This window comes from Streptomyces sp. NPDC093510, from assembly GCF_040683555.1.
Lineage (GTDB): Bacteria > Actinomycetota > Actinomycetes > Streptomycetales > Streptomycetaceae > Streptomyces.
In genome coordinates this window covers 17956-40586 of the sequence record NZ_JBFBEE010000033.1, presented here as the reverse complement: position 1 = coordinate 40586, position 22631 = coordinate 17956, and the positions used below count along the sequence as shown (strand labels likewise).

Below are 22631 nucleotides of genomic sequence, written 5' to 3'. Positions count from 1 at the left end.
ACCGTCGACCCGCTCCTGCACGGAAGATACTCGGCCCCTGGCGGTAATCTGGATCTTTTCCCGCCAGAGGAGTTGCATCAGTGGAGTTCCGGCTGCTCGGCGCGGTTTCCGTCGCCACTGAGGTCGGCGTGCTGCCGCTCGGTCCCGCCAAGCGGCGCAGCCTGCTCGCCGCTCTGCTGCTCCGGCCGAACCACCCCGTGCCCGTCGACCAGTTGACGGACGCACTGTGGGACCACGAGCCGCCGCCGCGGGCCCGCGGGGTCATACAGGGGCATGTGTCGCGGCTGCGGGTCCTGCTCGCCGGCGCGGACGCCGACATGTTCGGTGTCGAGCTGCTCACCCAGGGCACGGCGTACGTCCTGCGGATGCCGGAGTCGCTCCTGGACGCCCACCGGTTCGAGGAGCTGGTGACGCTGGCCCGCAGTCAGCGTGAGCCCGCCGACGCCGTGGCGATGTACCAGGAGGCGCTGTCGCTGTGGCAGGGGCCCGCACTGACCGGCGCGTACCCGAGCCAGCCCTTGCAGGCGGCCGCCCAGGCGCTGGAGGAACTCCGCCTCGCCTCTGTGGAGTCGCTGGCCACGGCCTACTCGCGGATGGGCGAGCACGCCCGGGCCGCGGCCGTGCTGCGCGCGGAGGCCGCCGTCCACCCGCTGCGCGAGTCGCTGGCCGCCGCGCTGGTGAGGGAGCTGCAGCGTGCGGGGCGCCGCTCGGAGGCGCTCGACTGCTTCCACCGCACCCGGCGGCTGCTCGCCGACGAACTGGGGGTCGACCCCGGCCGGGAACTGGCGGACGCCTACACGGACGTGCTGCGCGGGGAGAGCGAGGGTGACGACGCGGCGCGCGCGTCGGTCCCCGCACAGGCCCCGACCGTGGCCCCGGCCCCCGTCGCTCCTCCGCCGGTCCACGGCCTCTCGCCGTCGCCCTCTCCCGCCACGGTCGATCTCCTGCCGCGTATGCCGCGCGGCTTCCACGGGCGTGCCGGGGAGCTCACCGCGCTGTCCCGGGCCGCCGCAGGGGAAGCGCCCGTCTGCCTGGTCACCGGGCCCGCCGGCGTGGGGAAGACGGCTTTCGTGTCGCACTGGGCGCACCGCAACCGTGAGCTGTTCCCCGGCGGCCTCCTCTATGCCGACCTGCGCGGATTCAGCGACACGGGCGATCCGGCGCTTCTCGAAGTGCTGCGGGAGTTCCTGTTGGCGCTCGGTGTCGCGCCACGTCGCGTCCCGGAGTCGGCCGGCGGCGCGTCCGCGCTGTTCCGGTCCCTGTGCGCCGACCGCCGACTCCTCGTCGTACTCGACAACGCGCGGGCGTCCGAGCAGGTCAGGGAGCTCCTGCCGGGCGGCGCCGAGTGCGTCACCGTGGTCACGAGCCGCTACCGGCTGCGCGGGCTCATCGCCTCCGACGCCGCCCGGCCGGTCCCCCTGGACGTACTCGAACCGGAGGACAGCACCGCCCTGCTCGCCGCGGTGCTCGGCAAGGAACGGGTCCTCGCGGAAGAGGTGGCGGCGCGGCGGCTCGCGGAGCTGTGCGGCGGGCTTCCGCTGGCGCTGCGGGTGGCCGCCGCACGGCTGGCGGACCAGCCGGCCTGGTCCCTGAGTGCGATGTGTGACGAACTGTCGGACGAGTCACGCCGGTTGAGCCTGCTGGACGTGGAGGACACGGGGGTTCGTGCGGCGCTGAGGATGACGGTGCGCAGGCTGCCCGACGACGCCGCGCACCACTTCGCCCATCTCGGACAGCACCCGGGTACGCATGTCGACCGGTACACGGCCGCGGCTCTCGCCGGTACGGACCCGGGCGCGGCCGAGGCGGCGCTGGACAAGCTCACCGCGGCGCACCTCGTGATCCGGACCGCGCCGGACCGCTGGACCCTGCACGACCTCGTACGGCTGTTCGCGCGCGGTCTGGACGCCGGGCCCGACGCCCTGGTGCGCGGGCTCGACCACAGCGTGGCCACGGCGCTGGCCGCCGCCGACGCCGCCGAGCCCGGTGACGAGTCGTGCTTCACGCTGCCGACGGACTTCCACTCGCCGCGCGCGACAAGGGAGTTCGCCGACCGCGAGCAGGCCATGGAGTGGTACGCGGCCGAGCGGGACGACCTGACGCTGGCGGCGGCCGCCGCGCACGCCGCCGGGCTGCACGCCAGGACGTGGCGGATCGTCCTCGCGCTGTGGCCGCAGATCGTGTGGCGGGTGCGGGACGACTGGACTCCCTTGCTGCGGACGGCACTTGAGGCGGCGCGGGCCGACGGTGACGCGCGCGCCGAGTCGCGGGTCCGTGCCCTGCTCGGGTGGGTCCTGACGGAGGAGGGCCGCACCACAGAGGCGCTGGTCCATCTGGAGGCCGCGCCTCTGCTCGCCGCTCGGGCCGGCGACGCGCGCGGCGAGGCGACCGCGCTCATCAACCTGTCGCTCGCGCAGGCCGAACTCGGCAGCCCCGAGGAGGCCGCCGAGGGGTGCGCGCTCGCGGCCGAGCTCGCGCACAGCGTCGGCGACCGGAACACCGAACGTCTCGCGCTCTACCACCTCGCCCGGCACCGCCTCGACGCCAGGGAGTGGCAGGCCTCGTTCGAGACGGCGGTCGCCGCGCTCGACCTCGACAGCCCGTCGGAGGCGTCCGCGGCCGCCCGGGTGCTGCTGCGCACCGTCATCGGGGAGGCACTGCTCGGCATGGGCGACGAGGCCGAGGGCATCCGCCGCCTGGAGAGCGCGGCCCGCGAGGCGGAGGCGTTCGGTTACGACGACGGCGCCGTCCGCGCGCTCGGGGCGCTGCTGCGGGTGTCCGCGGACGCGGGGCTGCAGGCGCGGTACGACACGGCGATGGTGCGGCTGATGGCCCGCACGTGAGGAAGCTGCGGGGGCGGTGCCGCGTCCGGTGCCCGGCGGGGCGTCAGGTACCCGGCGGGCGTCACGTGCTCGGCGCTGCGTCAGGTGCCCGGCGGAGCGTCAGGTACCCGGCGGGCGTCAGGTGCCCGGCGGGGCGTCACGTGCCCGGCGCTGCGTCACGTGCCCGGCGGGCGTCACGTGCCCGGCGGGCGTCACGTGCCCGGCGGGCGTCACGTGCCCGGCGGGCGTCACGTGCCCGGCGGGCGTCACGTGCCCGGCGGGTGTCACGTGCCCGGCGGGGCGTCGTCGGGCGTGCGGGCGTCCGGTGTACGAGCGTCCGGTGTACGAGCGTCCGGTGTGCCGGCGTCGTCCGTCGCGTCCGCTGCGTCCGTCGCGAGCGCGGCGTGCTCGGTGAGCTGCTGGTTCACCTCGCGGGTCTGCTCGGCCAGCTCACGGGCCCGCGCCTCGGCCCGGTCCGCCCGGGCGTTGATGCGGGCGATGTCGTCCTCGATGACCTTCAGGGCCAGGGCGGTCGTGGCGTCCGCGTCCTGCGGTGCCAGGTCGCCCGGGAGGTCCTCCAGCGCGCTCTTGACCGCGGGGATGCCGCCGCGGTCGTGGATCTCTTTCCAGAACTCGTAATCCATCGCGCCATCCTGGCGGATCGACCGCGGCCGACGCGAGTGGCGGCCCGCCCCGTCCGCCGGCACCGCGCCCACGTCCCTAGGACGCGGGCCCGGCGGGCGTGCCCGCCCGGGTGGGCGTGCTGAAGTCCAACAGGTCCTCGGCCGTCTGCTGCGTCTCCTCCGCGGCCTTGCGGGCCGTGGCGACGACGTCGCCGTGCTCCTGGACGAGGGTGTGATAGATCGGCGCCTGGGTGGCGTCATTGGCCGGCATGACCTGCGGCTCCTTGTTCGGTGACTGCGGTACTCGGGTCGGCCGTGTGCGGCCGACCCGCGACCTTACGCGAACTCGGTGGTCCGATGGCACCCGACCCCGATCATGAGACGGCCGCTTGTGACCACCTTCACACGCGGCGGGCCTCTCAGGGGCAGTGGGTGTCGTGACCCGGCCTCTTGCCCGTGGCCAGGAAGCGGGAGACCGTGCGGTCGCCGCACGCGTTTCCGTTGGCGAGGTAGGCGTCGTGGCCGGTGGCGTCGACGGTCACCATCGTGGCGCGGCGGCCGAGTGCCTCGCGCAGCTTCAGGGCGCCGCTGAGCGGAGTGTTGGGGTCGCGCTCGTTCTGGACGAGGAGGATGTTGGACGGGCCGCGGTCGTCGATGCGCACGGGAGCCTCCTTCGGCTTGAAGGGCCAGGCGGCGCAGAGCATCGCGTTCCTGGGCATGCCCGCGGTCAGCGGGTACTTTGCGCGGCTTTCGATGACGCCCTTCTGATAGAAGGCGGGTGATGTGGGCCACGCGACGTCGTTGCAGAGGGTCGCGGAGCCGACGGCGACGGAGTTCTGGAGGATCTTCTCGGGCGGTGCCGGGGGCGCGGGCGGCAGGTCCCCGGTCCTGGCGCCGAGGATCAGCCGCGCGAGGCCGGGGAAGTCGTCGGTGTCGGCCATCGCGTTGAGCATGGTCTGGCGGAGTACGTTGCCGTTCAGTTCCGCCGGGTGGGCGCCGGGCCAGGGAATCGGCTCGCGGTCCAGGCGGGCGGCGAGGCGGAGGAAGAGCGGGCGTATCTCGGCTGCCGTGTCCGCGAGGCGGTACTCGTTGCCGGGTGCGGAGGCCCACGCGGCGAACTCCGGGAAGGTGTCCTCGACGCCCCGCTCGTGTGCCGCGAGCCAGCCGCGGCCGACCCGGGTGGGATCGGGGTCGTCGTTGCTGTCGAGCACGATGCGGTCGGTGCGGTGCGGGAAGAGGCGGCTGTAGACGGCGCCGACGTACGTGCCGTAGGAAACCGCCCATGCCGAGACTCTCTCTTCGCCGAGTGCGGCACGGATGCGGTCGATGTCGCGGGCGTTGTCGGCCGTGCTGATGTGGCGGATGAGTTCGCCGCCGTTGCGCGCACAGGCGTCGGACAGGCGTTTCGCCGTGACCATGTTCTCGGTGACGGAGCCGTCCGGGGCGGTCCAGGGGCGCAGCCGGGACGGCGCGAGGTCGGCGTGTTCGAAGCCGCAGTCGACCGGGGTGGAGCGGCCGAGGCCGCGGGGGTCGAAGCCGATCAGGTCGTAGGCGTCCCGCACGCTCTGCGGCAGCTTCTGGCCCTTGCCTGACGGGTCGTTGATGCTGGACCCGCCGGGCCCGCCGGCGATCAGCAGGAGGGCGCCGCGGCGGGCCGCGGGCTTCTCGCTGGGGATGCGGGAGACCGCGATCTCGATCTTCTTGCCCTCGGGGTGGGCGTAGTCCATCGGCACGTCGAGCGTCGCGCACTCCTGACGCGAGTCCGGGCCCTGGCCCTCACACTTCGACCAGTCGAGCGCCGCGGTCGTGGCGGGGGCTGCGGTGGAGGCGTCAGTTGAGTTTGCCGACGCGGAGGCGGACGCGGCGAGTGGCGCGGTGAGGGTGAGGACCGCGGTGGAGGCGGCGAGCAGGGCGGCGTTCCGCTTGATCTTCGTCATACGGAGGATCTTCGCCGCCGCACCGGAGCCACCGCATCCTCCCAACTGGTCCAATCGCATAAGGGTTTACCCCGACCGGACACCTAAGGGACGCCGGCCCGTGAGGGGCGCCCCGATGCGGGTACTCGCGGACGGACGCGCGAACGGACGCAAGGAGGAGCCCATGCCACTCACGTTCCGCAAGAGTTTCCGGATACTTCCCGGGCTGCGGCTGAACATCAACAAGCGCTCGTGGTCTCTCACCACGGGCGGCCGTCACGGCCCCCGGCGCACCCACAGCAGCACCGGCCGGCGCACGACGTCGATGGATCTGCCGGGCCCGTTCGGCTGGCGGCGTACGACGAAGCGTCGCTGACGAAACGAGCTCGTCACGCACACGGGCCGTCCGGGGCGCACGACGGAGGGGGCTGTTGCGCGGCGTCACCGACATCCATGAACTTGTCGAATATCGATATGCCCGCTAACTTCGAGCATATCGAAAATCGATAGGAAGGACTGCGGTGAACACGCGACTCACGAGGGCCCTGGCCTCGGTGACCTCTGTACTGGCCGTGCTCAGTGGACTCGCCTTCGCCGGCACGGCGTTCACGCACATGCTCGACGACGGGGCCGTCTGCGTGCAGACGGGCTTCTGGGCCAATGCCTCACTGGCACACGACCTGCCGATCAGCGAGGGCGTGAAGGCGTCCAGCACCGCCACACGCCTCTGTCAGGACCAACCCCTCCATGGGCCAGCGTGCCGCCGACCTCGGGGGCACCCTGCCCTGGCTCCTGTTCGCCGCCCTCGCGCTGCTGCTCCTCTCCCGGCTGTTCAAGGCCGTCGTGCTGCAGGGCCCGTTCACCGACGCGGTGTCGCAGCGCCTCACCGTTCTCGGCTGGTCCGTCACCATCGGCACACCGCTGGCCGGCCTCGTCGTCGGCTGGTCGCACTCCTGGCTCGTCGGGAGCATGGCGCCCATCGTGGGTTCGGGGCCCGAGATCTCCGGGTCGCAGGTACTCGTCCTCGCCGGTCTCGCCGCAGTGACCATGGGTAAGATCATGCGCGAGGGTGTGCGTATGCGGGAGGACCTCGAAGGGACCATCTGATGCCCGAAGAGGAACTTCACGCGATCCGGATCCACCTCGACCGGCTCCTCGCCGAGCGTGGCATGACGCTCACCGAACTGGCCGCTCAGGTGGGCATCACCGTCGTCAACCTCTCCGTGCTCAAGAACGGGCGGGCCAAGGCCATCCGCTTCTCGACCCTGTCCAGAATCTGCGATGTCCTCCAGTGCCAGCCGGGGGACCTGATCAGCCACGAGCCGACCTAGCCGGGCCGCTTTCCTCGGGCTCTCTGATCGGCGGCCCTGGGCCGATGGCCGACGGGGTTGAGTAGCGCGTCCGGCTTCCGCAGCGTCCCGCGCCGCGCTCAACAGGCACGGAAAACAGACACTAAATCCGATGCCGTGACGGGACGCGTCCTGTTACCGTCGGCCGCATGAACAAGCGCGCCGCGATGACGACGACGCCGGAGAGTGTCCCGGCGCGCTGATCGATGTGCTCAGTTCGAAGCCCCGGGGCGAGTGCCCCGGGGGCTTCGGCTTGCGGTAGCCCACTCGCCCGACGCCGATGCGCGAAGTCCGCGAGGAGACCGCAATGAACGACATGACCCGTCCGGACGACGTGACCCGTCCGGACGACGCTGCCGACCATGACCCGCACGACGCCTCACACGACCACCGCAGACTGGGCCGCGAACTCGGCCTGTTCGGCACCGATCCGTTGATCGGCGCCGGACTGCCGTACTGGCTGCCGGACGGGGCGGCCGTGCGGCACGCCCTGGAGGAGTACATCCGCGACGCCGAACGGCGCGCCGGCTACCGGCACGTGTACTCGCCCGTGCTCGGGAAGCGGGAACTGTACGAGGTCTCCGGGCACTGGTCGCACTACAGCGACGACATGTTCCCGCCGATGGACCTGGGCGGCGAACAGGTGGTGCTGCGGCCGAGCCTGTGCCCGCACCATGCGCTCATCTACCGTTCCCGCGCCCGCAGTTACCGTGAGCTGCCCCTGCGCATGGCCGAGCTCGGCGGCATGTACCGCGCCGAACTCTCCGGCGTGCTCGGCGGGTTGAGCCGGGTACGGGCCATCCACCTCAACGACGCGCACATCTTCTGCACCCTGGACCAGGTCGCCGACGAGGCGGGCGCCGCTCTGGCGATGATCCGCCGCGCGTACGACGCACTCGGCATCCGACCGGCCCGCTTCCGGCTGTCGCTTCCCGGCCCCGGCGGCAAGTACGTCGCCGACCCCGAGAAGTGGCGGCGGTCCACCGCGCTGCTGACCGAGGTGCTCGACCGGTCCGGGCTGCCCTACGAGGCGGTCGAGGGCGAGGCCGCGTTCTACGGACCGAAGATCGACGTCCAGGTCGTCGACGGAGCGGGCCGCGAGTCGACCCTCTCGACCGTCCAGGTCGACTTCCACCAGCCGGAGCGGTTCGATCTGCGCTACGTCGGGGCGGACGGCGCCAGGCACCGCCCGGTCATGGTCCACCGCAGCATCATCGGCAGTGTGGAGCGAGCCGTCGCCCACCTCATCGAACAGCACGGCGGGGCGTTCCCCGCCTGGCTCGCACCGACCCAGCTGGTGGTCCTGCCGGTCTCGGAAGCACACATGCCCGGCGCCGAGCGGCTCCTGCGGCGGTGCGCGGAGCTCGGGCTGCGGGCTGAGCTCACCGGGCCCGAGCACGGGAGCCTGGGTGCCCGCATCCGGGCCGCCCGTCTCGTGCCGTATCAGGCCGTCATCGGAGCGAAGGAGGACGCCGACGACCTGGTCGCCCTGCGGCTGCGTGACGGGCGCCGCCTCGACGCGCTGCCCGCCGCGGAAACCCTGGCCCGCATCGGTGCCCTCGTCGGGGCGCACCGGGCCGAGCTGTGGGCCGCCTGAGCGCGGCGGACGGCACGGCTCAGAGCGCGCCGACGACCAGCGTCACGCCCATGACCGTCATCGTCGCGGCGATCAGGAAGTCCAGTGCCCGCCAGGAAGCGGGGCGCGCGAAGAAGCCGCTGAGCAGACGCGCCCCGTAGCCGAGCGCCACGAACCAGCACACGCTGCCGAGCATCGCGCCGATACCGAAGGCCCAGCGGAGTCCGTCGTGGCCGGCGGCGACCGAGCCGAGGAGGAGGACCGTGTCGAGGTAGACGTGCGGGTTGAGCCAGGTCATGGCCAGGCACGCGAGCAGCGCGCCACGCCGTGACCCGGCGGTCTCGCCGGTCGCCGTCATCGCGGTGGGGCGCAGGGCGCGGCGTGCGGCGAGTACGGCGTACGAGAGGAGGAACCCTCCGCCTATCAGGCCGACGAGGGTCATGGCCGGGGGCCAGGCCGTCACCACGGTGCCGACTCCGGCGACGCCCGCCGCGATGAGCACCATGTCGGACACGGCGCAGATGGCCACGACACTGAGCACCGCCTGGCGTCGGATTCCCTGGCGCAGCACGAAGGCGTTCTGCGAGCCGATGGCGACGATGAGCGAGAGGCCGGTGCCGAATCCGGCAGCTGCGGCGGTCAGTGCTGTTCCCATGACGTCGACGTTAAGGATCATTGATGCGCTAAGTACAGGTAAAGATTCTCATGTAGCTTAAGCAATCGTGATGTCACGCACCGGAGACACAGGCCGAGGGACGGACCGCGAGACGAGCCGACAGACGGGTCGGGAGTCGAGTCTTGCGTCCGGGACGCTGTCGGAGCTGCCGCTCGAGCACGTGCGGACGCTCCTCGCCGTCGTCGACGAGGGCACCTTCGACGCCGCGGCGGCCGCCCTGCACGTCACGCCGCCCGCGGTCAGCCAGCGCGTGAAGGCGCTGGAGCGCCGTACCGGCCGCGTCCTGCTGATGCGTACGAAACCGGTGCGGCCCACCGAGTCGGGGCAGGTCGTCGTGCGGTTCGCCCGGCAGCTCGCCCGCCTCGAACGGGACGCGCGCGCCGAGCTCGGCATCAGCGACACGGGGGAGCCCGCCGTCCTGCCGGTCGCGGTGAACGCCGACTCCCTCGCGACGTGGTTCCTGTCCGCGCTGGCCCGTATCCCCGACGAGCTGCGGATCTGTTTCGAGCTGCGGCGCGAGGACGAGGACCACACGACGTCGCTGCTGCGCGAGGGCTCGGTGATGGCCGCGGTGACGTCGTCGCCGGACGCGGTGTCGGGCTGCACGGTGCGGCGGCTGGGGCGGATGCGGTATCTGCCGGTGGCCTCGCCCGAGTTCGCGGCGCGGCGGCTCGGCGACTGGCCGCGGGTGCCGCTCGCGGAGGTTCTCGCGGACGCGCCCGTGGTGTTCTTCGACCGCCGCGACTGTCTGCAGGACGACTTCGCGCGCAAGGTGACGGGCGGTCGCGGGGCGAGCCCGCTGCGGCACTACGTCCCGTCGTCGCGCGGGTTCGTCGAGGCGATCGAGGCGGGTCTCGGCTGGGGCGTCGTACCGCAGGCGCAGGCCGAACCCCTGCTGCGCGCCGGGACGCTGACCCTGCTCGACGCCGACCGGGTCATGGACGTACCGCTCTTCTGGCAGCAGTGGAAGCTCGACTCCCCCGCGCTCGCCGCGATGGCGGACGCGGTGGTGGCCGCGGCCGCCCGGGCCCTGGATCAGTGACCGGCGGTGGGCACGACGTGCGGTGTGCGCGAGATCTGTCTAGCGTCACTGGCATGAACACTGATCCGCGGAGTTACGAGCTTCTGCTGGTGCCCGAGTTCACCGAGGGCGGGACAGGGACGATCGGTGGTGACAATGCGCTGCGTTCCGCGGTGGTGGTGGCCACCGGGGAGACCGGCGCGTCCGGTTATCCGCGCTACGTGGGGGACGGCATGGAGGCCGACATCGACCCCGCGACCCGGTCGGTCGAGGCGCTGCTCGTCGACGGTGCCGAGCTCGACTACGGATTGTCGGTGCGGGTCGCCGACACGGATTCGGATACGGACAGGAACACGGGCAGGGACTCGGCTATGTGACAAAAGTATTCGTCGCGTCAAAACAGCGCCGCGCCGTTTCACGTGAATCATGTAAAACGGAGCTTCGCGCTCTGTAAAGCCCCGTTCACCGCACTGGCTTGAACGTATCGCTTTCCTTGGTGCCCACAGGTCGACCCGGTAGGCTTCCGTCTTCGAAAAGACCGAAGCGGTAAACCTCCTGCCGACCACGTGGGGAGCCGGCCATGCGACCGGACGTTCGGATCGGGGGCCTCGTTCAGTCCCTCTCGGAACACCTCGTACAAAATGTCGAGGAACACCTGCTGGAGAGTGCGCGACGCGACTTCCTTCAGCTCGGGTTCGCCAAATTGCCCTTCCTGGTCCCCGACCATGTCAAATCATCGGTGGCAGACGAAATCGAGAGCCTCGTCACCGAACACGGTGTCCGCCGCAGTATGAGCTTCAGGGAAACCGGCGGCACGCCTCGGCTGATGCGCAATGTCCGCCACAAGGAAATCACCGAGCACGGATCCGTCATCCCGAAGGTGTACGCCTCCACGGCGCTCCTCGGCGCGCTGGGGAAGGTCGCGGACGAGCCGGTGCTCATGTGCCCCTACGAACCCGAGCGGTATGTGATCACCGAGCTGGAGCAGTCCGGTGACACCCACGGGTGGCACTGGGACGACTACAGCTTCGCGCTCGTGTGGGTCGTCGACTGTCCGCCCGCCGAACACGGCGGTTTCGTCCAGTGCGTGCCCCGTACGCACTGGAACAAGCAGGACCCGCAGCTGCACCGTCAGTTCATCGCGCAGCCCATCCACTCCTTCGAACTGCGGCCGGGAGATCTCTACTTGATGCGCACGGACACCACCCTGCACCGGGTCTATCCGCTCAGCAGCGGTCGCCGTCTCATCATCAACATGGGCTACGCGTCCCGCGCCGACCTGCACAAACAGATCAGCCACGAAACCATGGACGGGCTCTGGAACGGCTCGCGCGACGAGCAGGCGGAGCAGCCGGGACAGCCGGGGCACACCGTATGACCCCAGCCGAGGAGGCCCGCGGCCGAGCGCCCGGGCCCCCTCAGCTGCCGCGCCAGTTGGGCACCTCGGGTCTCGTGGCCCACTACGTCACCTCCGTGATGGGTGCGGGCGTGCTCCTGATCCCCGCGCTCGCCTGGGCCGAGGCCGGACCGTTGTCGCTGGTCGCGTGGGGCATGCTGATCCTCTACAGCTACCCCTTCGCGCTGGTTTTCGCGACGCTGTCCGTACGGCATCCCACGAGCAAGGGCGTCGCACAGTTCGTGGAAGCGGCGTTCGGCCCCCGCGCGGGCCGGATCGCCGCCGTCTTCCTCCTCATCACGCTGCTCGCCGGCAATCCGGTCCTGGGTCTCGCGGCCGGCCGCTATCTGCTCGCGGCGGTCGACCCCACGGCCTCGAACCGGGCCGCGCTCCTCGCGGGCGCCGCCGTCATCGTGTTCTGTGTGGCACTCAACCTCTGGGGAATCAAGGTGAGTACACGGGCTCAGATGGCGGTTCTCGGTGCCGTGGTGCTGTTGCTGGCCGCCGTCATCTGTCTGGCTCTGCCGAAAGGGGACTACGCGCGCCTCACGCCGTTCGCGCCGCACGGCTGGAGTTCCCTCGGAAGTACGCTGCTCATCTGCTTCTTCGGATTCATCGGCTGGGAGAACGCGGCGCCGGTGGCCGAGGAGGTGCGGGACCCGGGGCGCACCTTCCCCAAAGGAATTCTCTACGCCGTCAGTTGTGTGGGACTGCTGTACTTCGCCATGGCCTTCACCGTTTCGGTGGCGCTGCCCCCGACTTCCGCGGGCCAGTCCGATCTGACGGCGTTCGTACGGCTCCTGGAGGTGGCCACCGGTTCCGGGCTGCGGAGCTCCGGATACCTCGTCGCCGGAATTCTGCTGCTGCTCACCACCAACGCCTGGTGCCTGGGCACTTCGCGGGTCGTCTTCGCGCTCGCCCGCGACGGCCTCCTGCCGACCGGGCTCAGCAGGCTCACCCCGGGCAAGGTCCCGGCCCGGGCCGTTCTGGCGCTCCTGCCCGGCTACGCCGTGCCCGTCGTCATCCTCCTGGCCGCCGACTCCAGCGAGACCACACTGATCAAGGCGTCGTCGGCCACCTACCTGCTCATCTTCCTCATGGCCTTTCTCTCCGCCGCCCGGCTCCTCCCCCGCGGCCGCACCGCCCGCCTCAACCTTGCGGTCACCGCGGCCACCCTCGCCATGCTGCCGTTCTTCGGCGTCAGCGTCCTCATCGCGCTGGCCATGCTCCTCGTCGCCGTCATCGCCGAACGGTGGTTGCGCAAGCGCGTCTCCCCGCCCACCGACACAGGAGTACTCACGTGACCGCGCGACACATCCTGCGAATACAGGACCTCACAGCCAAGGAAATGTGCTCCCTGCTCGACCTCGCCGAAGCGATGAAACGCGGCGACGACACGCGCGCCCACCTGGCGGGCCGCTGCATCGGCCTGCTCTTCAACGTGCCCTCCACCAGAACCCGAGTCTCCTTCCAGGTGGCCGCCTCCCAGCTGGGCGCCGACAGCTACCCGTACGGGGTGGAGGAACTGCGGCTCGCCAACCGCGAGTCGATCGAGGACACCATCGGCGTACTCAACCGCTACCTCGACGCGCTCGTGGTCCGCTGGTACGACATGAACGACTACGGCGCGGGGCACCGCCGCCTGCGCGCGATGGCCGACCGGGCGACGATCCCCGTCATCAACGCGCTCGACGATGAAGAACACCCCTGCCAGGTCCTCGCCGACCTCATGACGCTGCGAGAGCTGTACGGGGCGCGGGTCCCGGCCAAACGGATCGTGTACGCCTGGTCCTACTCGCCGCGGCAGAAGACCCCCGGCGTGCTGCACTCCTCCATGATGGCCGCGGCCCTGCTCGGCCACCGCGTCACCGTCGCGCACCCGCCGGGCTTCGCCCCCGAGGAGCGGGTGACGAGCGCCGCCCGGGCCGTCGCCGCCCGCACCGGCGCGAGCATCGACCTCACCCACGACCTGGAGGAGGCCGTCCGGGGCTGCGCGGCGGTGTACACCCTGAGCTGGAAGTCGCCCACGCTCGTCGGCCAGGAGGAGATCCAGGCACGGACCCGGCTCGCGGACCGGTGGCGGATCACCGCACCGCTGATGCGGCTGGCCGACGACGAGGCGGTCTTCCTCGACTGCATGCCCACCAACCGCGGCGAGGAGGTCGACGCCGAGGTGAAGGACGGCCCCCGGTCGAAGATCTTCCAGCAGGCCGAGAACCGTCTGCACACCCAGAAGGCCCTGCTCACCCAGTTGTTCGACGGAACGCTCTCGGGAGCGGGGGCCCCGCGATGACGGCGGCACGGTCCGCGGCGCGGGTCGCGCTGGTCACCGGGGGCGGCGGCGGCATCGGCCGTGCCGTCGCGCGGCGCCTCGCCGACGAGGGCGCGGCCGTCGCGGTCGTCGACCGGGACGACGAAGCGCGGGCCGTGGCCCGCGACATCCGCGCCGGCGGCGGGCACGCCGAGCCTTTCGTGTGCGACGTCTCCGACGAGGCCGAGGTGGCGGCCCTGGTGAAGGAGGTCGTCGGCAGGCTCGGCGACATCACCGACGTGTGCTGTGTCGCGGGGAGCATCCGGCGCGGGACGGTGCGGGAGCTGTCCCTGGGCGACTGGCACGCCACGTTCGCCGACAACGTCGACTCGGTCTTCCTCGTGTGCCGGGAGGTCATCCCGCTCATGGAGCGGGCCGGGCGCGGGAGCATCGTCACCGTCGCCTCCGGCTGGGGCCTGCGCGCCGGGGCGAAGGCGGCCGCGTACTGCGCGGCGAAGGCCGGTGTGGTGATGCTCACCCAGGCCATGGCGCTGGACCACAGTCCCGCCGGCATCAGGGTCAACTGTGTCGCCCCGGGCGACACCCGCACGCCCATGCTCGCCCGCGAGGCGCGCCAACTCGGCCAGTCCGACGCCGAGTTCCTCGCCGAAGCCGCGGACCGGCCGCTGGGCAGGATCGGCACGCCCGAGGACATGGCCGCGGCCGTCGCCTTCCTCGCGGGTCCCGACGCCGGCTTCGTCACGGGCACCGTGCTGACCGTCGACGGTGGAGGCAGCGTCTGAGGGGAACCCTCGTGTCGAACGCCGCCCCGCATGCGTCACGCGGCGGCGTTCGACAGACTGAACGAGGGATTCCACACCGAGGAGCGGAAAACGAGTGGCCGAGCAACTCACCGATCAGTCCGGCGAGCAGTCCGTCGGGCTGAAGAAAGCCCTGACGACCCCGCTGCTCTACTTCTTCATCCTCGGCGACGTACTGGGGGCGGGGGTCTACGTCCTCGTCGGGCAGGTCGCCGCGGAATCGGGTGGCGCCGTATGGGTGCCCCTGGTCCTCGCCCTGCTGCTCTCGCTGCTGACGGCCGCCTCGTACGCCGAGCTCGCCACGAAGTATCCAAAAGCAGGCGGCGCCTCCCACTACACGACGCTCGCCTACGGACCCTTCGCCGGGTTCCTGGCGGGCTTCTGCATGCTCGCGGCGGGCATCGTCTCCGTGGCCGCGCTGGCCCGGGGCTTCGCCGGCGAGTACCTGACTGCCTTCGTCAGCCTGCCCGTCGTCCTGGTGGCGGCCCTCTTCCTGTGCGCCCTGGCCCTGCTCAACGCCCGCGGCATCAGTGAGTCCACCCGGGCCAACGTGGCCGCGACGGTCATCGAGGTGGGCGGTCTCCTGATCGTCATCGGCCTCGGTGTGTGGCTGTTCCTGCGCGGCGACGGCGACGCCGGGCGGCTCGTCCAGCTCGGCACCTCCGACAAGGGGGCCGCGGCCGGAGTCCTGAGCGGGACCGTGCTCGCGTACTACTCCTTCGTCGGTTTCGAGACCTCCGTGAACGTCGCCGAGGAGACGCGCGACCCGCGCCGTTCCTACCCCCGTGCGCTCTTCGGCGCGCTGGTGACGGCCGGGGCCGTCTACGCCCTCGTCGGGATCGTCGCATCGGTGGCCGTTCCCACCGAGACGCTGGCTGACTCCAGCGGCCCGCTTCTCGAAGTGGTGAAGGAGGCCGGCGGCGTGCCTGTGAAACTGTTCAGCGCCATCGCCCTGGTCGCCGTCGCCAACGGTGCGCTGCTCACCGGCATCATGAGCTCGCGGCTGGCCTACGGCATGGCGCGGGACGGCCTGCTGCCGCGCTTCCTGACCCGGGTGCTGCCCGGACGGCGCACTCCGTGGGCGACCATCGCGGTCACGACCGTCCTGTCCTTCCTGCTGGCCCTCACGGGAGACGTGGAGACGCTCGCCTCCACCCTCGTCCTGCTGCTCCTCGTCGTGTTCTTCCTCGTCAACACCGCCGTGCTCGTACTGCGCCGCGACCGTGTGGAGCGGCCGCACTTCCGGGCGTACACCGTCCTGCCCGTCCTCGGCGCGGCCTCCTGCGTGCTGCTCGCCACGCAGGTCGAGGCCGAGGTGTGGGTGCGCGGCCTGATCGTCCTCGCCGTCGGCGTGGCCTTCGGCTCGGTCGCCGTCGTGCACCGCCGCGGGACGACGCCCCTACGGTGAGACGACCGGGCCGGAGCCGGGAAGGGGCGACACGGGGCGTTCGAAGAACGTTTCCAGGGAGACCGTGGCCTGCGTGCCGCTGACCCCTTCGATCGCGTACAGCCGGCGCAGCACGTCCTGCAGTTGCTCGGTCGTGGCCGTCCGGACCTTCACCAGGACCGAGGCACTGCCCGCGATGACGTGCGCTTCCTGTATCTCGGGGATCGCCGCGAACGCGTCCGCGGACTCCCCCATCCACACCGTCGAGTCGACCATCACGAAGGCGAGCACCCCGCGGTCGAGCGCGGCGGGGTCCACCTCGACGGTCGTGCGGCGGATGACGCCGCGCTCGCGCAGCTTGCGGACCCGCTCGTGAGCGGCGCCCGCGGAGAGACCGGCCCCCTTGCCGAGGGCGGCGTACGAGATCGTCGCGTCCTCCTGGAGGAGGGCGATGAGCCGACGGTCCATGTCATCCACAGTCACCATGGCGCAACCATACAGCGTTCTGGCATAGTCATGATCGTCCGAATGACATTCGGTTTCTGACCGCTAAGGGGTATTCATGTCCGGCGACGACAGCACCTCTCTGTACGAGATCCTGGACGAGCGGTTCCGTACCGGCCGGTGCGCGAACGGGGACGACCGGCTGGAGAAGCTGTACGGGGGCTGCCGGTGGGCCGAGGGTCCGCTCTATCTGCCCGCCTGGCGTCAGCTCGTCTGGAGCGACATCCCGAACGACCGGCTGCTGCGCTGGGACGAGGAGAGCGGCGCGGTCTCCGTCTTCCGCTCGTCCGCCGGGCACGTCAACGGCAACACCCTGGACCGCGAGGGGCGGCTGATCAGCTGCGAGCAGGGCAACCGCCGGGTCACCCGCACCGAGCCGGACGGCCGGATCACCGTGCTCGCCGACCGGTTCGAGGGCAAGCGGCTGAACAGCCCCAACGACGCGGTGGTCCGCTCGGACGGCTCGGTGTGGTTCTCGGACCCGGACTTCGGGATCACCAGCGACTACGAGGGTTTCCGCGCCGAACCGGAGCTCGACGGCCGCAACGTGTACCGGATCGACCCGTCGACCGGTGAGGTGCGCCTGGCCGCGGACGGATTCGGGGCGCCGAACGGGCTCGTCTTCTCGCCCGACGAGCGGCAGTTGTACGTCTCCGACACGAGGGGCGGATGCATCCGGGTCTTCGACGTGCGCGAGGACGGCACGCTCTCCGAAGGCAGGGTGTTCGCCGAGGCGAAGGACGACCTCAGCCGGTTCGACAACCTCCGCTTCGACGACGGCGGCCGTCTGTGGGCCGCCGCCATCGAGGGAGGGGTGCACTGCTACGACCCCGACGGCACCCTCATCGGGCGGTTGCGGGTGCCGGAGCCGGTGTCCAACATCGCCTTCGGTGGCCCGAAGAACAACCGGCTCTTCATCACGGCCACCAGTTCGCTCTACTCACTGGTCATGGCCGTCACCGGGCTGCCGCGCGTGCTGCGCTGAGCCCTGGCCCGGCGGCGCGCCCCCGGGGACGCGGCGTGTCAGAAGCGGACGTCGGAGCAGGCGTAGAAGGCGTTGCCGGTGTCCGCGATGGTCCATACGCCGAGGATGATGTGCTGGCCGGTCTTCCGCGGCAGGACACCGTCATGGGTGACCGTGGAGCCGGGCTGACGGCCGCCGAAGGGCACCGCGAGGAACGGCTGCGGCTCAAGGTCGGCCCTGGTCAGCGGCTTGGTCGGGTCCCAGCCGTCCTTGGTGATGTAGTACCGGAAGTCGGTCGTCGCGTGGCGAGCGGTGATGCGCCAGACGAAGGTGTGGTTCTGGCCCGCGGTCAGCTTGCTCGTCGGCCACTTTCCGCCTCGCGGATCGTCCAGTTCGGAGAAGCGTCCGATGCCGCCCGAGCAGATGTGGCCGTCGCCGGGCCCACGCGCGGGAAATCCCTTGGGCCCTTCCACGCTCGGCGGCTCCCACTGGATCTGCCCGCAGTTCCGGACGGTGCCGTTGCCGCACAATTGCTGGCGGCTGACGGGCGAGTCGGTGTAGCCGTGGGCCTGGGCGCTGCCGCTGGTGGCCAGCATGGCCGAGCCGGCGAGGCCGAGGCCCAGGAGTAATGGAGTGAGCTTCTTGCGCATGAGGTGCTCCCGTGGTCCGAGGATGCGGTGGGGCCGAACGCACACCTCTGGAGCCTGCCGATCGAACCGTGAGGAGCGGGGCGGCAGCGCGGGAACAACCGGAGGGCACACGTCCGACGCGGTCTAGACCAAGTTCGAGACTAGTCCGACGCGTTGGGCATGTCCATACCAATGGAGCCCCGTCGGCCGACGCCCCGGCCGACGGGTGACGGGCGACGGGACTCCATCCGCCGGTGCGCCCGCTCCGCTCACTCCGTGGCTTCCGCCTCCACCGGCTTGGGGATGAGGAAGGACGCCGCGAAGGCCGCCGCGATGAGGGCGACTCCGGCGATCATGCCTGCCGTGTAGCCCGCGGGCGACGTCTTGTCTGCGGGTTCAGCGGCGGTCTGCACGGCGTAGAGGACGGCGAAGCTGAGGCCCGCGCCGAGGTTGAAGGCGCCCGCGTTCAGTCCCGGCAGGAAGCCCGGGTTCTCCTTCGGGGAGAGCACGATGCCGAGGCCGTTGAGGACGATGTTGCCCACGCCCGCGTAGGTGACGCCGATGAGGATCGACGCGGCGAGGAGCAGCAGCCGCGAGTCGGCGTGCAGGGTGAACAGCATCAGGGCGACCGTCACGGCCGAGCCGACGAGGCCGAGGCGCAGGATGCGGCCGTAGCCGTACGTGGCGGCCAGGCGTCCGGCGAGCGGGCCCATGGCGAGTCCGGCGAGGGCGTACGGCGTCAGGGTCCACCAGGCCGACTGTTCGGCGCTCATCCCGAACCCTGCCCGCGCGTCCTGCGCGAAGGCCGGGATCATGCCGTTCATCACCGCGAACACGCCGGTCATGGTGAGGACGGTGGTGAGCAGCAGGGCCCAGGTGGAGCGCTGACGCAGATGGCGGGTGGCGACCAGGGGGTGGCTGCTGCGGTCCTCGACGCGCCAGAACAGGGCGAAGGCGAGGGCGGCGACGACGAACAGGCCGATGACGAGCGGCCAGTTCGCGTTGCCGAGCTTGCCCGCCTCGTTCAGGGCGATGAGGGCCGCGCCGACGGAGATGACCAGGAGGGTGACTCCGGGCCAGTCCATGCGGGTGTCCGCGCTGTCGGCGTTGTCGGCGTTGTCAGCGTTGTCAGCGGACGGGGCGGCCTTCGACTCCGGGGTGAGGGTGGCGACGAGGAGCGTGGCGATCGCGGCGACGCCGGCCATGACCCAGAACACCGACTGGAAGCCGTGGTGGTCGGCGAGGTAGCCGCCGGCCAGGGAGTCGACGCCCGCGATGCCGCCGTTGACGGCGGTGATGACGCCGAGGAGCGTGCCGTACTTCTTCGGCTCGTGGACCTCGTTGCGGAGCATGATCAGGCAGAGCGGCACGGTGGGCCCGGAGACACCCTGGATGACGCGGCCCACGAAGAGCATGGGCACGCTCTCGGCGAGCGCGGCGACGACGCAGCCGACGACCATGAGCGCCAGCATGCCGGTGAGCACCCTGCGCCGGCCGACGAGGTCGCCGAGGCGCGGCAGGAAGAGCGAGAAGAGCGCGGCCGAGGTGAAGAACGCGGTCTGGGTGAGGCCGATCTCGGCGGAGGTCGCGCCGAGGGAGTCCTCGATGTTCTTCAGGGCGGGGCTGAGCATGCTCGCGTTGAGCTGGAAGGCGAAGCAGGCCGCGAGGAGCGCGGTGACCAGGACGCCGATGCGCACCGGGCGGGAGCCGCGGGCGCCGCCCGGGGCGGCGGCGGGTTCGGTGAGGGCGTTCATGCGCTGACGTCGCCGATCCGCTCGAGGGCGTCCACGATCAGATCCCAGAAGCGCGTGTGGTCCAGGTCGACGGCGACCTGGGTGGTGCAGTCGTCCGGGGCGGGGGCGCGGAAGTCCGTCACGGTCATGCCGAGGGTGAGGGTTCCGGTGAGCTCGACGTCGACGGGGGCCTTGCGGACGGTCATGACGCTCGGGTCGATGACGTACGCGACGGCGCACGGGTCGTGGACCGGCGGCGCGTCGAAGCCCTGCGCCTCCAGGTACATGGCGCCGAAGAAGTCGAGGAGCTCGTTGACGAAGAGGGCGGGCTTGGTGCCGACCTTCCCGATGCGCTCGATGACCTCGGGCGTGGCGAGGGCCTGGTGGGTCAGGTCGAGGCCGACCATGGTGACGGGCCAGCTCTCGTTGAAGACGATGTGCGCGGCCTCGGGGTCGATCTTGATGTTGAACTCGGCGACGGGGCTCCAGTTGCCCGTGTGGTAGCCGCCGCCCATGAGGACGACCTCGCGGACGCGCTCGGCGATGCGGGGCTCCTTGCGGGCGGCCAGGGCGATGTTGGTCAGGCCCGCGGTGGGGACGATGGTGATCTCGCCGGGCTCGTGGGCCATCACCGTGTCGATGATGAGGTCGACGGCGTGGCGCTCGTCCAGGGCCAGGGTCGGCTCGGGCATGACGGGGCCGTCGATGCCGCTCTCGCCGTGGATGTCGGGGGCGTTCTCGACGTCACGCACGAGGGGGCGGGGGCAGCCCGCGGCGAAGGGGACGCCGGTGATGTTCGCGATGCGGGCCACCGAGAGGGCGTTGCGGGTGACCTTCTCCAGGGTCTGGTTGCCCACCACGGTGGTGACGGCTACCAGGTCGACATCCGGGTTGCCGTGCGCCAGGAGCATGGCGATCGCGTCGTCATGTCCGGGGTCGCAGTCCAGGATGATCTTTCGGGGCATCGCGGAACCTCTTTGTTCGGCTGAGCCGGCGCTGCGCGGCGCCGGCTCGGGAAAACGTTCTCCGAAGACTCTGTGCACAGGTGCGAATTATGTCAATGGCCGAAACCACACCCCGGCAAACGCGCCCGGAACGGACAGGGAACGGAGCGGGGCCAAGGGCGGGCAACTGCTACGCAACCAGCGGAATTTGCCCTGCGTAAAGGGTCTGGTCGTGACGGAGGCCCGCTGATAACGTTTGCCGAAATTTGATCGGCTTGCGGGAAGGGGTGGGCGCGGCGTGGCGGACGTGACGCTGAGGGACGTGGCCCGGGTGTCCGGCTGCTCCGTCGCCACGGTCTCGCGGGTGCTGGCCGGTACGCGGCCCGTCGGAGCGGAGACCGCCCGGCGTGTCCGTGCGGCCGCCGACGCGCTCGGCTACCGCCCCAACCACGCGGCCCGCGCCCTGCGCAGCCGCACCACGGGTACGGTCGGGCTCGTCCTGCCGCAGATCACGAACCCCTTCTACCCTGCGCTGGTCCGCGAGTTGACGCACGCCCTGCACGCCGACGGGCGGGCCGTGCTGCTGGCCGACTGCGACGACGACCCGGTGGCCGAGGCGGAGTACATCGCCGACCTGCTGAGCCGGCAGGTGGACGCGCTCCTCGTGATCCCGGCGGACGAGGACCGGAGCCGGGAGGCGGTGGCAGCGGCGGCGGCGCGGGTGCCGCTGGTCCTGATGGACCGCGGCTGCGGTCCCGGCATCGCCGACTCCGTCGCCGTCGACAACACGGCGGGCATGGCCCTCGTCCTCGACCATCTGGCCGCCACGGGCCGTCGCCGCGTCTGCTTCCTCGGCGCGCGGGGGACGGTCTCGGCGGCCGCCGAGCGGCGGGGTGCGTACGCGGCCGGGGCCGGGGCGCTCGATCCCGGCGCGCCGGACCGTGTCGCCCTCGGCGACTTCTCCGTGGAGTGGGGGCGGGCCGCGGTCGACGAGGTGTGGGCCGCCCGCCCCGACGCCCTGGTCTGCGCCAACGACCTGATCGCCATCGGGGCGCTGCAGCGCCTGCACCAGCTCGGCGCCGACGTACCCGGCGAGGTCGCCGTCACGGGCTTCGACGACATCCCCATGGCGGCGCTCTCCGCGCCGGGCGTCACCACGGTCCGCCAGCCGGTGGCCGAGCTGGCCGCGGAGGCGGCGCGCCTCCTCGGCCGACGCCTGTCCGACAGCGAGGACGGCCCGCGCCGCGCGATACGGCTCGCTCCCGAACTCGTCGTACGCGAGTCGAGCGCCCCGGCCGTCACGGCTCCCGCGCCCGGCCCCGGGCGGATCGGCACACCGCCCGCCGCCCGGGCCCCTCAGTCGGTCAGGGCCGGGCGCGGGACGTGAGCGAGCGGCTCTCGCCCCGAGGCAGCGGTACGGGGCCCTACGCCTGAGAGCGGGACGGGCCGGTGCACTGCCCCTCGCCCGGACACCCCAGCCGACAAACCCCGCACCAACCAGTGACCGAGCCGCCCGGGGCCCGAGGCCACCCACCACGGGAGCGGCTCGCCCGGGGCCCGAGTCAGCCCGGCCCCACCCGCGCGCCCGAGGGGCGCGGCCCGACAGTGCGCCGACCGCCACCCGGCCACCTCAATCGGTCGACGCCGCCCCAACACGGGAGCGGGTCCCCCAGGCCCGAGACAGCCCGGCCCCACCCACACGCCCGAGGGGCGCGGCCCGACAGTGCGCCGACCGGCGCTCGAGCACCCGGTCGGGCCCACGTTGCGCCCACCACGTGAGCGACTCGGCCTCGACCCGAGACAGCGGGACGCCGGCCCTACGCCCGCGAGCCGGACGGGCCGGTACGTCGACCGTCGCCCGGACACCCCAGTCGGTCACCGCCGCACCCACCACACGAGCCAGTCGCCCGAAGCCGAGACACCCCGGCGCAGCGCCATCCCCGCGAGCCGCGCGGCCGGTACGTCGGCCGTCGCCCGGACACCCCAGTCGGTCAGCGCCGCACCCACCACACCAGCCAG

Annotated in this window: 23 protein-coding genes; 14 read left to right on the top strand and 9 right to left on the bottom strand. The window is 71.6% G+C overall.

From position 1 onward, the window contains the following. Positions 1 to 80 precede the first annotated feature (80 nt). On the top strand, positions 81 to 2843 hold the full coding sequence (locus tag AB0N81_RS36615) for a BTAD domain-containing putative transcriptional regulator (RefSeq protein WP_365366263.1): 2763 nt from the start codon (positions 81 to 83) through the stop codon (positions 2841 to 2843). Positions 2844 to 3106: 263 nt separating this feature from the next. Here AB0N81_RS36615 and AB0N81_RS36610 read toward each other — a convergent pair whose 3' ends face one another. The 3 genes from AB0N81_RS36610 to AB0N81_RS36600 form a co-directional block, all read right to left on the bottom strand. Further along, positions 3107 to 3466 carry a hypothetical protein gene (locus AB0N81_RS36610; RefSeq protein ID WP_365366260.1) on the bottom strand — a complete coding sequence of 120 codons (360 nt, stop codon included), beginning with the start codon at positions 3464 to 3466 and terminating at the stop codon, positions 3107 to 3109. A 76-nt stretch (positions 3467 to 3542) separates the two neighbouring features. Then, positions 3543 to 3716, bottom strand: coding sequence for a hypothetical protein (locus AB0N81_RS36605; RefSeq protein ID WP_365366258.1), 174 nt, complete (start codon positions 3714 to 3716; stop codon positions 3543 to 3545). 148 nt (positions 3717 to 3864) lie between these two features. Then, complete coding sequence (locus AB0N81_RS36600) at positions 3865 to 5382, bottom strand: alpha/beta hydrolase (RefSeq protein WP_365366256.1); 1518 nt, start codon at positions 5380 to 5382, stop codon at positions 3865 to 3867. A 163-nt stretch (positions 5383 to 5545) separates the two neighbouring features. Here AB0N81_RS36600 and AB0N81_RS36595 point away from each other — a divergent pair, with 163 nt between their 5' ends. The 4 genes from AB0N81_RS36595 (at position 5546) to thrS (ending at position 8307) form a co-directional block, all read left to right on the top strand. Next, on the top strand, positions 5546 to 5737 hold the full coding sequence (locus AB0N81_RS36595; RefSeq protein WP_365366254.1) for a DUF4236 domain-containing protein: 192 nt from the start codon (positions 5546 to 5548) through the stop codon (positions 5735 to 5737). A 371-nt stretch (positions 5738 to 6108) separates the two neighbouring features. Continuing rightward, the gene (locus AB0N81_RS36590; RefSeq protein WP_365366252.1) at positions 6109 to 6468 is read left to right on the top strand and encodes a DUF2975 domain-containing protein; all 360 of its coding nucleotides are present in this window, start codon (positions 6109 to 6111) and stop codon (positions 6466 to 6468) included. Further along, positions 6468 to 6692 carry a helix-turn-helix transcriptional regulator gene (locus AB0N81_RS36585; RefSeq protein ID WP_365366250.1) on the top strand — a complete coding sequence of 75 codons (225 nt, stop codon included), beginning with the start codon at positions 6468 to 6470 and terminating at the stop codon, positions 6690 to 6692. The genes AB0N81_RS36590 and AB0N81_RS36585 overlap by 1 nt, the downstream gene beginning before the upstream one ends. Positions 6693 to 7017: 325 nt before the next feature. Then, entirely contained in the window at positions 7018 to 8307 is a 1290-nt protein-coding gene (gene thrS, locus AB0N81_RS36580) for a threonine--tRNA ligase (RefSeq protein WP_365366248.1), read from the top strand. Between the two features lie 19 nt (positions 8308 to 8326). Here thrS and AB0N81_RS36575 read toward each other — a convergent pair whose 3' ends face one another. Then, positions 8327 to 8941, bottom strand: coding sequence for a LysE/ArgO family amino acid transporter (locus AB0N81_RS36575; protein ID WP_365366246.1), 615 nt, complete (start codon positions 8939 to 8941; stop codon positions 8327 to 8329). A 157-nt stretch (positions 8942 to 9098) separates the two neighbouring features. Here AB0N81_RS36575 and AB0N81_RS36570 point away from each other — a divergent pair, with 157 nt between their 5' ends. The 7 genes from AB0N81_RS36570 to AB0N81_RS36540 all read left to right on the top strand — a co-directional run bounded on the left by AB0N81_RS36570 (position 9099) and on the right by AB0N81_RS36540 (position 15859). Further along, the gene (locus AB0N81_RS36570) at positions 9099 to 10004 is read left to right on the top strand and encodes a LysR family transcriptional regulator ArgP (RefSeq protein WP_365366356.1); all 906 of its coding nucleotides are present in this window, start codon (positions 9099 to 9101) and stop codon (positions 10002 to 10004) included. A gap of 53 nt (positions 10005 to 10057) precedes the next feature. After that, positions 10058 to 10360 carry a hypothetical protein gene (locus AB0N81_RS36565; RefSeq protein ID WP_365366244.1) on the top strand — a complete coding sequence of 101 codons (303 nt, stop codon included), beginning with the start codon at positions 10058 to 10060 and terminating at the stop codon, positions 10358 to 10360. 413 nt (positions 10361 to 10773) lie between these two features. Further along, a complete protein-coding gene (locus tag AB0N81_RS36560; protein WP_365366242.1) occupies positions 10774 to 11361 on the top strand; it encodes an ArpA protein in 588 nt (195 codons plus the stop codon). Then, entirely contained in the window at positions 11358 to 12683 is a 1326-nt protein-coding gene (locus AB0N81_RS36555) for an amino acid permease (protein WP_365366240.1), read from the top strand. Before AB0N81_RS36560 ends, AB0N81_RS36555 begins: the two co-directional genes overlap by 4 nt. After that, entirely contained in the window at positions 12680 to 13672 is a 993-nt protein-coding gene (locus AB0N81_RS36550) for an ornithine carbamoyltransferase (RefSeq protein WP_365366238.1), read from the top strand. Before AB0N81_RS36555 ends, AB0N81_RS36550 begins: the two co-directional genes overlap by 4 nt. After that, positions 13669 to 14433: an SDR family NAD(P)-dependent oxidoreductase gene (locus AB0N81_RS36545; protein ID WP_365366236.1), complete on the top strand. Its 765-nt coding sequence runs from the start codon at positions 13669 to 13671 to the stop codon at positions 14431 to 14433. Before AB0N81_RS36550 ends, AB0N81_RS36545 begins: the two co-directional genes overlap by 4 nt. Positions 14434 to 14527: 94 nt before the next feature. Further along, entirely contained in the window at positions 14528 to 15859 is a 1332-nt protein-coding gene (locus AB0N81_RS36540) for an APC family permease (protein ID WP_365366234.1), read from the top strand. On the opposite strand, the gene AB0N81_RS36535 is transcribed toward AB0N81_RS36540, so the two are convergent. Continuing rightward, positions 15851 to 16315 (bottom strand): Lrp/AsnC family transcriptional regulator, encoded by a 465-nt coding sequence (locus AB0N81_RS36535; protein ID WP_365366354.1) that lies wholly within the window; start codon positions 16313 to 16315, stop codon positions 15851 to 15853. The two genes, AB0N81_RS36540 and AB0N81_RS36535, sit on opposite strands and share 9 nt — an antisense overlap. A gap of 85 nt (positions 16316 to 16400) precedes the next feature. Here AB0N81_RS36535 and AB0N81_RS36530 point away from each other — a divergent pair, with 85 nt between their 5' ends. Further along, positions 16401 to 17327, top strand: a complete 927-nt coding sequence (locus AB0N81_RS36530) for an SMP-30/gluconolactonase/LRE family protein (RefSeq protein WP_365366232.1) — start codon at positions 16401 to 16403, stop codon at positions 17325 to 17327. Positions 17328 to 17365: 38 nt separating this feature from the next. Here the strand turns inward: AB0N81_RS36530 and AB0N81_RS36525 are convergent, their stop codons facing one another. From AB0N81_RS36525 to AB0N81_RS36515, 3 genes are all read right to left on the bottom strand, one after another. Continuing rightward, on the bottom strand, positions 17366 to 17956 hold the full coding sequence (locus AB0N81_RS36525) for a lytic polysaccharide monooxygenase (RefSeq protein ID WP_365366230.1): 591 nt from the start codon (positions 17954 to 17956) through the stop codon (positions 17366 to 17368). 248 nt (positions 17957 to 18204) lie between these two features. After that, positions 18205 to 19689, bottom strand: a complete 1485-nt coding sequence (locus tag AB0N81_RS36520) for an MFS transporter (protein ID WP_365366228.1) — start codon at positions 19687 to 19689, stop codon at positions 18205 to 18207. After that, complete coding sequence (locus AB0N81_RS36515) at positions 19686 to 20633, bottom strand: nucleoside hydrolase (RefSeq protein ID WP_365366226.1); 948 nt, start codon at positions 20631 to 20633, stop codon at positions 19686 to 19688. The genes AB0N81_RS36520 and AB0N81_RS36515 overlap by 4 nt, the downstream gene beginning before the upstream one ends. A gap of 277 nt (positions 20634 to 20910) precedes the next feature. On the opposite strand from AB0N81_RS36515, the gene AB0N81_RS36510 reads away from it, so the two are divergent. Further along, positions 20911 to 21999, top strand: a complete 1089-nt coding sequence (locus tag AB0N81_RS36510; RefSeq protein WP_365366224.1) for a LacI family DNA-binding transcriptional regulator — start codon at positions 20911 to 20913, stop codon at positions 21997 to 21999. A gap of 488 nt (positions 22000 to 22487) precedes the next feature. Here AB0N81_RS36510 and AB0N81_RS36505 read toward each other — a convergent pair whose 3' ends face one another. After that, positions 22488 to 22619 (bottom strand): hypothetical protein, encoded by a 132-nt coding sequence (locus AB0N81_RS36505; RefSeq protein ID WP_365366222.1) that lies wholly within the window; start codon positions 22617 to 22619, stop codon positions 22488 to 22490. Between the last annotated feature and the right edge of the window lie 12 nt (positions 22620 to 22631).